At 66.1% G+C, this 12,783-nt stretch carries 13 protein-coding genes and 1 pseudogene; 10 read left to right on the forward strand and 4 right to left on the reverse strand.

The features are described 5' to 3' along the window. Window positions 1-395, forward strand: a 395-nt coding sequence (locus RBB31_RS17840; protein WP_306130611.1) for a pyridoxamine 5'-phosphate oxidase family protein, incomplete at its 5' end; no start/stop codon positions are given. Beyond that, window positions 395-862 carry a CreA family protein gene (locus tag RBB31_RS17845; protein ID WP_306130612.1) on the forward strand — a complete coding sequence of 156 codons (468 nt, stop codon included), beginning with the start codon at window positions 395-397 and terminating at the stop codon, window positions 860-862. The genes RBB31_RS17840 and RBB31_RS17845, both read left to right, overlap by 1 nt. Window positions 863-1,032: 170 nt before the next feature. On the opposite strand, the gene RBB31_RS17850 is transcribed toward RBB31_RS17845, so the two are convergent. Together RBB31_RS17850 and RBB31_RS17855 are read right to left on the reverse strand one after the other, a co-directional pair. Continuing rightward, window positions 1,033-2,232, reverse strand: coding sequence for a DegT/DnrJ/EryC1/StrS aminotransferase family protein (locus tag RBB31_RS17850; protein WP_306130613.1), 1,200 nt, complete (start codon window positions 2,230-2,232; stop codon window positions 1,033-1,035). 85 nt (window positions 2,233-2,317) lie between these two features. Then, window positions 2,318-2,995, reverse strand: a complete 678-nt coding sequence (locus RBB31_RS17855) for an HAD-IA family hydrolase (RefSeq protein WP_306130614.1) — start codon at window positions 2,993-2,995, stop codon at window positions 2,318-2,320. Between the two features lie 146 nt (window positions 2,996-3,141). Here RBB31_RS17855 and glmU point away from each other — a divergent pair, with 146 nt between their 5' ends. The 3 genes and pseudogenes from glmU (at window position 3,142) to RBB31_RS17870 (ending at window position 6,992) form a co-directional block, all read left to right on the forward strand. Further along, the gene (gene glmU, locus RBB31_RS17860) at window positions 3,142-4,497 is read left to right on the forward strand and encodes a bifunctional UDP-N-acetylglucosamine diphosphorylase/glucosamine-1-phosphate N-acetyltransferase GlmU (protein WP_306130615.1); all 1,356 of its coding nucleotides are present in this window, start codon (window positions 3,142-3,144) and stop codon (window positions 4,495-4,497) included. Beyond that, complete coding sequence (gene glmS / locus RBB31_RS17865) at window positions 4,497-6,320, forward strand: glutamine--fructose-6-phosphate transaminase (isomerizing) (RefSeq protein ID WP_306130616.1); 1,824 nt, start codon at window positions 4,497-4,499, stop codon at window positions 6,318-6,320. The genes glmU and glmS overlap by 1 nt, the downstream gene beginning before the upstream one ends. Beyond that, window positions 6,317-6,992, forward strand: a pseudogene (locus RBB31_RS17870) (DNA alkylation repair protein). Before glmS ends, RBB31_RS17870 begins: the two are co-directional and overlap by 4 nt. Before the next feature lie 15 nt (window positions 6,993-7,007). Here the strand turns inward: RBB31_RS17870 and RBB31_RS17875 are convergent. Beyond that, window positions 7,008-7,505, reverse strand: coding sequence for a hypothetical protein (locus RBB31_RS17875; protein WP_306130617.1), 498 nt, complete (start codon window positions 7,503-7,505; stop codon window positions 7,008-7,010). Between the two features lie 86 nt (window positions 7,506-7,591). Between RBB31_RS17875 and moaA the strand changes: the two genes are divergently transcribed. The 5 genes from moaA (at window position 7,592) to RBB31_RS17900 (ending at window position 12,182) form a co-directional block, all read left to right on the forward strand. Then, on the forward strand, window positions 7,592-8,599 hold the full coding sequence (gene moaA, locus RBB31_RS17880) for a GTP 3',8-cyclase MoaA (RefSeq protein ID WP_306130618.1): 1,008 nt from the start codon (window positions 7,592-7,594) through the stop codon (window positions 8,597-8,599). Continuing rightward, window positions 8,599-9,885: a 3-deoxy-D-manno-octulosonic acid transferase gene (locus RBB31_RS17885; protein ID WP_306130619.1), complete on the forward strand. Its 1,287-nt coding sequence runs from the start codon at window positions 8,599-8,601 to the stop codon at window positions 9,883-9,885. Before moaA ends, RBB31_RS17885 begins: the two co-directional genes overlap by 1 nt. A 34-nt stretch (window positions 9,886-9,919) precedes the next feature. Beyond that, complete coding sequence (locus tag RBB31_RS17890; protein ID WP_306130620.1) at window positions 9,920-10,960, forward strand: glycosyltransferase family 4 protein; 1,041 nt, start codon at window positions 9,920-9,922, stop codon at window positions 10,958-10,960. A gap of 78 nt (window positions 10,961-11,038) precedes the next feature. Continuing rightward, on the forward strand, window positions 11,039-11,452 hold the full coding sequence (locus RBB31_RS17895; RefSeq protein WP_371931344.1) for a DUF4177 domain-containing protein: 414 nt from the start codon (window positions 11,039-11,041) through the stop codon (window positions 11,450-11,452). A 106-nt stretch (window positions 11,453-11,558) separates the two neighbouring features. Then, window positions 11,559-12,182 (forward strand): DnaJ domain-containing protein, encoded by a 624-nt coding sequence (locus tag RBB31_RS17900; protein ID WP_306130621.1) that lies wholly within the window; start codon window positions 11,559-11,561, stop codon window positions 12,180-12,182. 79 nt (window positions 12,183-12,261) lie between these two features. On the opposite strand, the gene msrB is transcribed toward RBB31_RS17900, so the two are convergent. Next, entirely contained in the window at window positions 12,262-12,732 is a 471-nt protein-coding gene (msrB, locus tag RBB31_RS17905; RefSeq protein WP_306130622.1) for a peptide-methionine (R)-S-oxide reductase MsrB, read from the reverse strand. Window positions 12,733-12,783: the final 51 nt, after the last annotated feature.

Consider the following 12,783-nt stretch of genomic DNA (forward strand, 5'->3'; position numbering starts at 1 on the left):
CCCCGCCCCGCCCCATGGCCCCCAGCATCACCGACGAGGACAACGCGATCTGGTTCGTGACCGCCAAGGGCACCGACATCGCCGATGCCGCGGCCAAGGGCGAGACCTGCAAGTTCATCGCCGCCTGCCCCGATGCGCAGCTCTACGCCGATATCGACGGCGCGCTGTCAGTCGAAACCAGCGAGGCCAAGCTGGACGAGATCTGGTCGCCCATGGCCGCCGTATGGTTCGAGGACGGTCGTCAGGACGACGACATCGTGCTTGTGTCCATGCGCCCGAAAAAGGCCGCCGTCTGGGCCACCGACGGCAATGCCAAGTCGCTCTTCGAGTTCGCCCGCGCCTCGCTCCAGAACGACAAGCCCGACGTGGGCACCCACGGCACGGTCACGTTCTGATGCGCCTCGCGCTTCTCGGGATCGCCGCGCTGACGATTCCCATGATCTCGCCCGCCCGCGCCGAGCAGGTGGGCGAGATCGGCGTCGACTGGGCCGGCAACGACATCATCGTCGAGGCGATCGAGGACCCCGACGTGCAGGGCGTCACCTGCCACCTCGCCTATTTCGAGCGTGGGTTCATCGACCGTCTTGCCAACGGCAATTGGTTCGAGGACCCCTCGAACAGCGCCATCGAATGCCAGCAGACCGGCCCGATCACGATCGGCGACATCGACCGCTCCGAAGACGGCGAGGATGTGTTCCGCGCCAGCCGCTCGATCATCTTCAAGACCCTGCGCGTGAAACGCATCCTCGATGCCGACCGCAACACGCTGGTCTACATTTCGCACGGTCGCGAACTGTCGCAAGGCTCGGCCAAGGTTTCGATCTCCACGGTCCCGATTCCAACAGATATTTCACAGAAATGACCCACCAAGCCAGGCCGGCAGCAAGGCCGGACGACCGCACGGTGCATTAACCGCGTGCGTTCCGTTAATCCCGCCAACGTCTGACAATCGCACCGACGCGCCGCCACCCGGATACCGACGTGATACCGACGTCCGGAACTGCCCTCGGATTCGCCGTTAACCTTGTCGGCTCAGGACGCAGCGGCCTGTTGCACCGCCCCCACTTCCGCCCGGATGATTCGCGCGATCAGCGCGCAATCGTCCAGGGTGAAGGTCAGCGGCAGGCGCATGTCCAGAATGCCTTTCAGCACCCTGTCGCTTGCGGGCATCGGCATGCTCTGCGCATAGCGCCAGCTGTCGTAGCGGCTGGTGAACCCCACCGGCTCCGCGCCCCCGAACCACTTCAGTTCCACGCCCCGTTTCGCGCACCGTTCGACCACCTCCGCGATGGCCCCGTCGCTCCAGTCCAGCAACAGGAACTGGATCGAAGAGCCAACATAGGTCTCCGCCTCCGGCCGCTCCACCAACGTCAGTCCGGGCGTGCCCAGCAGGCCCTCCTCGACCACGCGATACCGCGCGTTCCACTTGGCGCATTGGTCGTCCAACGCCTTGAGTTGCGGGCGTAAAATCGCCGCGCGCAGGTGGTCCATCCGGCCCGAGACATTGGGCGTGTCGTACTTTACCTTCTCGAATTCCTCCTCCGGCGGCACCGTCCCGTGCCGGCCATACAGCATATAGGACCCCGACAGTATCGCGGCCTTCGCCATGACGCTTGGGTCGTCCGTCACAAGCAGGCCGCCCTCGCCCGAATTCATGTGCTTGTAGGTCTGCGTCGAATAGCACCCGATCAACCCGTGCCGCCCCGACGGAACCCCGTTCCACGCCGCCCCCATCGTGTGGGCGCAATCCTCCACGATGGTCAGGTCATGCGCGCAGGCGATCTCCACCACCCGGTCCATGTCGCACAGATGTCCGCGCATGTGGCTCAGCATCAGGATGCGCGCCTCGCCCGCCTTGTTAACCAGATCTTCAAGGTCGATGGTCAGGCTCTCGGTCACGCCGACGAAAACCGGCACCGCACCGACACTGGCAATCGCCCCCGGCACCGGCGCGAGGGTGAAAGCATTGGTTAACACCCTCTCGCCAGGCTGCACGTCCAGCGCCCGCAGCGCCGTGGCCATCGCGTACCCGCCCGAGGCGACGGCCAGCGCGTATTTCGCGCCCGTGTAGGCCGCGAATTCCTGCTCCAGCAGACCAACCTCGCCCAGCTCGCCGGGCGCCAGGTTATAGCGGTGCAGCCGCCCGCTCTGCATCACCTCCATCGCGGCACGAATCCCCTCTTCTGGGATCGGCTCCTGCTGGGTGAAACTGCGTGTGAAAACCTCGGTCATGGGCATTTATTGCGGTTCCGCGCGGCGCAGGTCAATCGCGAAGCACCTGCCGAAAAGCGGCATTTCGCTTTCCCGAAACCGGGTTTCAGGCGAAGAGCCTGCGCACTACCTCGGGCAACTCGTCGAAATGGTCGATCGTCGCCTCGGGCTCCAGCGCCCGCACATCCTCGTCGCCCGGCCCGAACGTCACCAGCACCGACGGCACCTTGGCCGCCTTCGACGTCTCGCGGTCCGTTACCGAGTCCCCCACCAGCAGGCAGCGGCCCGGATCGCCGCCCACCCGCCGCACCACCTCGCGCAACGGCTCGGGATCGGGCTTGCGCACGGCCAGCGTGTCGGCCCCCACCAACGCGCCAAAGCGGTCCAGCACGCCCAGGGACGTCATCAGCTTCAGCGCCAGCGCCTCGGGCTTGTTGGTGCAGATCGCCACCGGATGCCCGGCCAGCCGCAGGGTCTCCACCGCGTCCATCGCACCGGGATAGAACACCGTGTGCGTGTCGATCGCCTCGCCGTAAGCCTCCAGAAGAATTGGATATTGCCGGTCGATCTCGTCAAAATCATCTGCCCGCCCCAGCCGCTTCATGCCAAGCGTCAGCATCGCCCGCCCCCCGCGCAGCGCGGTGCCCGCATCCGCCACGGGGTCCAGCAGATCGCCGACGCCCATCCTCCGGAAACAGGCATTGGCTGCCGCGATCAGGTCGCCGCTCGTATCCGCCAGCGTCCCGTCCAGATCGAACACCACCGTGCCCGGACCATCACCCATACTTCGCCCCCTCTTGTCATCCTGCAACGGTCGGCACAATTCCGCCCGCCCCTGTCACATCCCGCAATCATCTTTGATACGGCCCAGCCTTGCACGGCTTGCGCAACCGGATAAAACGGGCGCGTCAGGAAGGAAAGAGAAACCATATGAGCATAAGCCTGATCGTCCTGGCCGCGGGCCAGGGCACCCGCATGAAATCGGACCTGCCCAAGGTGCTGCACCAGATCGCCGGTGCGCCGATGCTGGTCCACGCCCTGCGGGCCGGGTCGGCCCTGTCCCCCGATCGCACCGTCGTGGTCACCGGCCACGGGTCCGAGGCCGTCGCGGCGGCGGCGACCGACTATGACCCGGACATCCTGACCGCGCATCAGGCCACCCAGGACGGCACCGCCCACGCCGTTGCGCAAGCCGAGGCCGCGCTCGCGGGCTACGAGGGCGACGCCATCGTCCTCTACGGCGACACGCCCTTCATCTCCGAGGAGACGCTGCACCGCATGGTCGAGGCCCGCACCCGGCACGACGTGGTGGTCCTGGGGTTCGACACTGCCGATCCGGGACGCTATGGCCGTCTGGTCATGTCCGGCGACCGCCTTGAAAAAATTGTCGAATTCAAGGACGCCGACGACAGCACCCGCGCCATCACCTTCTGCAATTCCGGCGTCATCGCCGCCTCCGCGCCGATGCTGTTCGACCTCATTCGCGCCGTCACCAAAGACAACGCGGCGGGCGAATACTACCTCACCGACATCGTCGGCATCGCCCACGACCGGGGCCTCTCGGCCACCGCCATCGCCTGCGCCGAGGCCGAGACGATGGGCATCAATTCCCGCGCCGAACTGGCCGTGGCCGAGGCCGCCTTTCAGGCCCGCGCCCGCGCTGCGGCGCTCGATGACGGCATCACGCTGACGGCCCCCGAGACCGTCCATTTCGCCTATGACACCGTGCTGGGCCGCGACACGATCGTCGAACCCAACGTGGTCTTCGGCCCCGGCGTCACCGTCGAATCCGGCGCCACGATCCGCGCTTTCTCGCATCTCGAAGGCTGCCACGTCTCGCGCGGCGCCATCGTCGGCCCCTATGCCCGCCTGCGCCCCGGCGCGGAACTGGCCGAGGACACCCGCATCGGCAATTTCGTCGAGGTCAAGAACGCCCTCATCGGCGAAGGCGCCAAGGTCAATCACCTCAGCTATATCGGCGACGCCTCGGTGGGCGAGGCCAGCAACATCGGCGCGGGCACCATCACCTGCAACTACGACGGCGTGATGAAGCACCGCACCGAGATCGGCGCGCGGGTCTTCGTGGGCTCCAACACCATGCTGGTCGCGCCGGTGAAACTGGGCGACGAATCGATGACAGGCTCCGGCTCGGTCATCACCAGCGACGTGCCCGAAGGCGCGCTCGCCATCGCCCGCAGCCCGCAGGCCAACAAGCCGGGCATGGCGCGCAAATTGTTCGAAATGCTAAAGTCCAGACGGGCCAAGCAAGCGAAAGAGGCAGGATAATGTGTGGAATTGTAGGGGTCCTCGGCAAGCACGAAGCCGCGCCCATCCTCGTCGAGGCGCTGAAACGCCTTGAATATCGCGGCTATGACAGCGCCGGAATCGCGACCATCAACGGCAAGCGGCTGGACCGCCGCCGCGCCGTCGGCAAGCTGGTGAACCTGTCTGACCTGCTGGTCCACGAGCCCCTGCGCGGCAAGTCCGGCATCGGTCACACCCGCTGGGCCACGCATGGTGCACCCAACACCGTCAACGCCCACCCGCACAAGGCCGGGCCGGTGGCGGTGGTCCACAACGGCATCATCGAGAACTTCCGCGAACTGCGCAGCGAACTGGCCGCCGCCGGCCTTGCGCACGAGACCGACACCGACACCGAGACCGTCGCCATGCTGGTCCATCACCTGATGCAGCAAGGCCAGACCCCTGTCGAGGCCGCCAAATCCGCCATCGCCCGGCTGGAAGGCGCCTACGCGCTCGGGTTCCTGTTCGATGGCGAGGACGACCTGATCGTCGCCGCCCGCAAGGGCAGCCCGCTGGCCATCGGCCATGGCGACGGCGAGATGTACGTGGGCTCCGACGCCATCGCGCTCGCCCCCCTCACCGACCGCATCACCTATCTCGAGGAGGGCGACATCGCCGTCGTCACCCGCACCACGCTCGATATCATCGACACCCACGGCAACCGCGCCAACCGCGCCGTCCGTACCATCCAGATCGACAGCACCCATGTCGACAAGGGCGGGCACAAGCACTTCATGGCCAAGGAAATCGCCGAACAGCCCGCGGTGATCGGCGACACCCTGCGCCATTATCTGTCCGAGGCCGGAAACGGCCTTACCCTGCCGCAGCCGGAACTCGACTTCACCCAGTACGACCGCCTGACCATGGTGGCCTGCGGCACCGCCTATTACGCCTGCCTGACCGCGAAATACTGGTTCGAGCAACTGGCCGGCCTGCCCGTCGATGTCGATATCGCGTCCGAGTTCCGGTACCGCGAGCCGCCGATCCCCGCCAGGACCGGCGCCATTTTCGTCAGCCAGTCGGGCGAAACCGCCGACACGCTCGCCGCCCTGCGTTTCTGCGAAGGGCGCGCGGCCAAGATCCTGTCGATCATCAACGTCCCCGAAAGCTCCATCGCCCGCGAAAGCGACCTTGCCCTGCCGATCCATGCGGGCGTCGAAATCGGCGTGGCCTCCACCAAGGCCTTCACCTGCCAGCTGACCGTGCTCTTGCTGATGGCGATCAAGGCCGCGTCCGACCGCGAAACGCTTGATCCTGCGCGCATCTCGGACCTGCTGTCGCACCTGCGCGGCCTGCCCTCGACCATCAACAACACGCTGGAACTGAACGCCGATTTCCACAAGGCCGCCAATCGCTTGGCAACGGCCGACAACGCGCTCTTCCTCGGGCGCGGCCTGATGTATCCGCTGGCCCTCGAAGGCGCTTTGAAACTCAAGGAAATCAGCTACATCCACGCCGAGGCCTATGCCTCGGGCGAGTTGAAACACGGACCCATCGCGCTCATCGACAAGAAGATGCCGGTGATCGTCATGGCCCCGCGCGACGGGCTGTTCGACAAGACGGTGTCCAACATGCAGGAGGTCATGGCCCGCGGCGGCAAGGTGATGCTGATCACCGACGCCCCCGGCGCCGAGGCGGCCGCCGACGACACCTGGATGACGCTGGTCTTGCCACAGGTCGACCCGGTGCTGTCACCCATTCTCTACGCCATTCCGGCCCAGCTTCTGGCCTACCACACCGCCGTCGCCAAGGGCACCGACGTGGACCAGCCGCGCAACCTCGCAAAGTCCGTGACCGTGGAATGACGCTCGAAAACGCCCTGGACCAGCTTCGCGCCCATGCCGAACCCGGCCGGGCCGAAGGGATGGCCGACTATCACAAGGTGCCGCGCGACTATCTCGGTGTGCCCAACCCGGCGATCAATGACCTCACGACCGAATGGCGCCGCGCGCTTGGCGTCGAGGAACGTGTGGCGCTGGCCGACGCGCTCTGGCGCACGAACATCTTCGAGGCCCGCCTCGCCGCCGCCAAGCTGCTGACGCAAGCCCGGATCACGCCCGACGATGCCGTCTGGGCGCTGATCACCGCGTGGCTGCCCGACCTCGACAGCTGGGCCATCGCCGACCACGCCATGACGGCCGGGCAAAAGGCGGATCATGGCCGATCTCACCCGCATGGACGAGGTCGAGACCTGGACCACCTCCGACAGCCACTGGATCCGCCGCGCCGCGATGGTCGTCACCCTGCCTCTGGCCAAGATCAACAATCTCAGACCGACTGAGGCCGAAGCGCGCGAACGCGTGCTGGCCTGGGCCGCGGCCTACGTGCAGGACAGCGAGTGGTTCATTCAGAAATCCGTCGCATGGTGGCTGCGGGACCTGTCCAAGCATGACCCGGACCGCGTCCGCGCCTTCATGGCCGAGAACGGCCGCCACATGAAGCCCTTCGCCCGAAAGGAAGCCGAAAAGCTGCTGTAGTTTCAGCGGCAGGGTTCACTCGCCTGTCGCGAAAACCCTTACCTCGGGCAACCCCGTCAAATCCGCTTCCAACAGCCGCATCGCCGCCAGCGACATCTGGCTGCCCGATCCCGCCTCCCCGTCCAGTGGGATCAGGTCCACAGCCACGGTGGTTCCCTTCGCGGGATACTCCACCCGGCCCTTGCCGGGGGCCGAGACCAGCGGGGTCTTCATCCAGATGCCCGGCTCGGCCACTGCGCCCAGCGACGCGACCGTGGTGCCAAGGTCCCTGTCGCCGCCACCGCCCTGCGCCTCTTCGACCGCCGCCGTACGTTCTTCTTCGGTGGTGGTGTCGAACTGATCGGCGGTCTGCGCATTGGCCGGCGGGGCGATACCCGCGGTCTGCACCTCCGCTTCGGCCTCGGCGCTCTCGGGCGCGGGATCCGGCGGCGGCGCCTGCTGCTGCATTGTGGGCAACATATCACAGCCCGTCAGGACGGCGGCGAAGGCAAAAAGGCTTACAAATCGTTTCATACGCTCACCTTATGGCCCCTGCGCCCCGGCATCAATTCCCAAGATGCCCCTTGCCGTTCATGGGCGGTTTGCATACGTTCTGCCTCATGACCGCACCTTTGATAGACCCGTTCCAGCGCGCGATCTCCTACCTGCGCGTCTCCGTCACCGACCGCTGCGATTTTCGCTGCGTCTACTGCATGTCGGAGAACATGACCTTCCTGCCCAAGAAGGAACTTCTGACGCTGGAAGAGCTTGACCGCATGTGCTCGACCTTCGTGCGCCTGGGCGTGGAAAAGCTGCGGATCACCGGCGGCGAACCGCTGGTGCGGCGCAACATCATGCATTTCTTCCACGGCATGAAACGCCACCTCGACAGCGGCGACCTCAAGGAACTCACGCTCACCACCAACGGCTCGCAACTCGCCCGGTTCAGCGAAGACCTCTATGCTGCGGGTGTCCGCCGGGTAAACGTGTCGCTCGACACGCTGGACGAGAAGAAATTCGCCGACATCACCCGCTGGGGCCGCCTGCCGCAGGTGCTCAAGGGCATCGACGCGGCCCAGGCGGCGGGCCTGCGCATCAAAATAAATGTCGTCGCCCTCAAGGGCTTCAACGAGGACGAGCTTTTCGACATCGTCGAATGGTGCAAATCCCGCGACATGGACCTGACCTTTATCGAGGTCATGCCGATGGGCGATATCGGCAACGAGGACCGGCTGGACCAGTACTGGAAGCTGTCCGACCTGCGCCGCACCCTGGCAGAGCAATACACCCTGACCGAACTGACCGAGCGTACCGGCGGCCCCGCCCGCTATGTGCGGCTGGAAGAAACCGGCCAGAAGATCGGCTTCATCACGCCGCTCACCCACAACTTCTGCGAAAGCTGCAACCGCGTGCGCCTGACCTGCACCGGCGAGCTTTACATGTGCCTCGGCCAGGAAGACATGGCCGACCTGCGCCCGCCCCTGCGCAACACGCCGAACGATGACGCCCCGCTCGAGGCCGCCATCCGCGAGGCCATCACCCGCAAGCCCAAGGGCCACGATTTCGACTACTCCCGCCAGACAGTGGACGGGCGCGTCTCCCGCCACATGAGCCACACCGGCGGCTGATGCCCCACACTGCCGCGCCCCTGCCCGTGCGTCTTTACGGCGTGGCGGCCAATCTGCTTGAGCGGCTGGCCTATCGCCGCGTCTCGGAAAACCTGTCGCGGCAGGGTATTCCGGCAAACCGCCTGACCGAAAGGTTGGGCCACGCCACCGCGCCGCGGCCCGAGGGCGATTTGCTGTGGTTCCACGCGGCCTCGGTCGGCGAAAGCCTCTCGGTCCTGCGCCTGATCGAGCAGTTGGGCGAAACCCATACCGGCCTGTCCTTCCTCATAACCTCCGGCACCGCCACCTCGGCCCAGATCGTCGGCAACCGTCTGCCGCCGCGCACCACGCATCAGTTCGCACCACTTGATTCCCGCCGCGTCGTGACCCGCTTCCTCGACCACTGGCGCCCCTCGGCCGCGGTTTTCGTCGAAAGCGAGCTCTGGCCCCAGATGCTGCGCCTCACCCACCAGGCCGGCGTCCCGCTGGCGCTGGTCAACGCCCGCATCTCCGACACCTCCGCCCGCAACTGGAAGAGGTTTCCCCGCACCGCGCGACATCTCATGAACCATTTCCGCCTGATCCATTGCCAGGACGAGCGCACCGCAAACCACCTGCGCGACCTCGGCCTTGCCCAGGCAGAGCCGGGGCTCAACCTCAAATCCGTCGCCGGCGCTTTGCCCTATAACCGCGAAGAGTTGAACCGGATGCAGGCGATCATCGCCGGCCGCCCGGTCTGGCTTGCCGCCTCCACCCATCCGGGCGAGGACGAGGTCGTTCTCAAGGCGCACCGCGCCATGACCGGCGGCAACGCCGACGCGCTCCTGATCCTCGTGCCGCGCCATCCCGAACGCGCCCACGATATCGAGCGCCTCATCGCCGAGCACCGCTTCGAAGGCGCCCGCCGCTCCACGGGCATGACCATCACCGGACAGACCCGCGTCTACCTCGCCGACACGCTGGGCGAGATGGGCCTGTGGTACGCCCTCAGCCCGCTCACCTGTGTCTGTGGCACGTTCTCCGACGTCGGCGGCCACAACCCGTTCGAGCCCGCCCATGCCGGCTCTGCCGTGTTGCACGGGCCCCGCTACGCCAACTTTGCCGAGGCTTACGCCCAGATGCAGGCCAGAGACGCCTGTATCGAAGTGGCCGACTCCGATGACCTCGGTGCCAAGCTGACCACCTATCTGGACGACCCCGCCGCACTCGACGCCCTGCGCGACCGCACCCGCACTTTCGCCGCCACGCAGGCCGATGTGCTGGACGACTTTGCTGCCACCCTTTCCAAGGCGCTCGGCCTGCGCTAGCACGATCCCCGAGCCTCAAGGAAAGCCGATCCGCGTGCCGGACCTCATCGTCACCAATTTCAACCGCAATTTCACCGGCGTGTCCTCGACCGCCGCCAGCGTCGTGCGCTGCCAGGTCGACCAATACGACCTCGCGCTCGCGGGCCACCGCCTGCCCGGCTGCCCCGACCCGATCACCAGGGCGCAGGCCGCGGCCCTGTCGAAAACCCCGCCACCGGCTCGCCCCTTCACCATCTGGCACGTCCGCCGCAATCCCGAAATGCGCGCGGCCCTCTGGGTCCGCGACGTGCTGCGCCGCCCCATCCGCATCGTCTTTACGTCCGCCGCGATCCGGCGGCATTCGGCCTTCCCCCGCTGGCTGATCTCGCGCATGGATGCCGTCATCGCCACGACCGAGGCCGCTGCCGGCTTTGTCCCCCATGTCCGCGCCGTCGCGCCCCACGGCGTCGACACCGCCCGTTTCACGCCTGCCCCCGACCGAGCCGCCGCATGGGCCGCCACCGGCTATCCCGGCACGCATGGCGTTGCCACCATCGGCCGCATCCGGCCCGAGAAAGGCACCGACCGCTTCGTCGCCACCATGCTGCGCCTCTTGCCACAACGACCCGGCCTCACCGCTCTTGTCATCGGCCGCGCCGCCAGGTCCGACCAGCCCTTCCTCGACAAGCTCAAGGCACAGATCGCCGCCGCCGGCCTCACCGATCGCATCCTCTTTCCCGGCGAGGTCGCGCCCGACGCCCTGCCCGCGCTCACACGGTCACTTTCCGCCATCGTCCAGCTGCCCCGCTACGAAGGCTACGGCATGACCCCGCTCGAGGGCATGGCCTCGGGCGTGCCGTTCGTCGCCACCGACACGGGCTATTACCGCAGCTTTTCCAGCCAGGGTCAGACCGGCATCATCGTCCCCGATGACCCGGGCCAGGTCGCCGACGCGCTGGCCGCCCTCCTGTCAGACCCCGATCGCCACGCTGCCATGTCGCACGCCGCCCGCGACATTGCCTGCACCCATTTCAGCGTCGCGCAAGAAGCCGGGATTATTGCACAGGTCTACGAGGATCTCTGGTCCGGCGCTTGACCGCCGCCCCCTCAGGTTTGATGTTGCACCCGGGCTCAGGAACGTTACGATGTCCTGCCAATTTTCGGAGGTTTCCCCGTGATCCAGAAATACGAGTACAAGGTCATCCCCGCCCCCGCCAAGGGCCGCAAGGGCCCCGGCGTCAAGGGCGCCGAGGGCCGTTTCGCCCACGGGCTCGAAACGGTGATCAACGAACTGGCGCTCGAGGGCTGGGAATACCTGCGCGCCGACATCCTGCCCAGCGAAGAGCGCCAGGGCCTGACCTCGTCGCAGACGGTCTATCGCAGCATGCTGGTATTCCGCCGCCCACTGGAGCTTGAAGGCGTCGACAGCCCGCCGCCGCTGCCCTGGGACGAATATGAGGAAGAGACGCTGGAGACCGAAGGCGAGGCAGAACAAATTCAGTCCTCGCAAGAGGATAGCATCGACGACACCGACACCGGGGACGACGAACCCGACCTGCCCCAAGACCCCGACAAACCGCGCGAGTAACCCGGGCGAGGCAGATCGAAGCAAGCGGGGAAATTCCCGATCTTTCCTCTTCAATTTGCCGCGCAATCACATACACTCTTGGCCTCGAGTCGCAAAGGGAATGCCAATGGCTAAATCCGATCCGTTTGGTTTCGACATGTCCGTTTCGTCCGCGAAAAAGAAAAATCCGCGCGGTCGGCGGGGCATGTCGGGCGCGTCCGAAACCTCGACGCGCATCTGCGACCACGATGGCTGTGACAAGCCGGGCGTCTATCGTGCCCCCAAGGCGCCCGATGTGCTCGACGACTATTACTGGTTCTGCCAGGAGCATGTGCGCGAGTACAACCTGAAATGGAATTTCTTCAACGGCACCACCGAGGCCGAGATGAATGCCCAGATGTCCTCGGACAAGGTGTGGGAGCGCAAGACCAAGGCGTTCAACGACCCCGAGGCCCGGGCCTGGGCGCGCCTCGGCATCGAGGACCCGCATCAGGTGCTGGGCGGCAATGCCACGCAGAACCCCGGCAAGAACCGCGGCGGCCAGCGCAAGCTGCCCCCCACCGAACGTCGCGCGATCGAGATTCTCGAGGCCAGCGAGCACGCCTCCAAGGCCGAGATCCGCAAGGCCTACAAGGCGCTGATCAAGGTGCTGCACCCCGACATCAACGGCGGCGACCGCAGCCAGGAAGAGCAGTTGCAACAGGTTGTCTGGGCCTGGGACCAGATCAAGCAGAGCCGCAACTTCAAGTAGATGCCATCGAAGGGGCGCGCCGGGTCACTCGTACCGTTCCGGGCCCTGAAACTCCCCGGCGCGCATTCGGGCCCGGAATTCAGGCTTCGCGGAACGTCAGGCTGACGCCGTTCAGACAGTGCCGTTTGCCCGTCGGCTGCGGCCCGTCGTCGAAGATATGCCCAAGGTGGCTGCCGCAACGGCGGCAATGGCATTCGGTCCGCGTCGCGAAGAGCGAACGATCAGGCTTGGTGCCGATGGCGTTCGGCATCGCCTTCCAGAAACTGGGCCAGCCGGTCTTGCTGTCATACTTGGTCTCGGACGAATAAAGCGGCAGGTCGCAACCGCGGCAATGGTACGTCCCCGGTTCGTACAGATCGTGCAGCGGGCTGCTGAAGGCGCGTTCGGTGCCTTCCTCGCGCATGACCTCATATTCCAGATCGGTCAACATCTCGCGCCACTCCGCCTCGGTGCGTGTCACCTCGAACGATCCCGGCGCGGCAAAGCCCGGCAAAGCGGCCAGGATGGTCCCCCCCGAGAGGGCCGACAGAATGAATTTGCGTCGTTGCATCGTATCCTCCTTAGGTGGTCGTTCGGACGTCAACGGGGGGCGGATGCCCCC

Source organism: Roseovarius sp. MMSF_3350, from assembly GCF_030733425.1.
Lineage (GTDB): Bacteria > Pseudomonadota > Alphaproteobacteria > Rhodobacterales > Rhodobacteraceae > Roseovarius.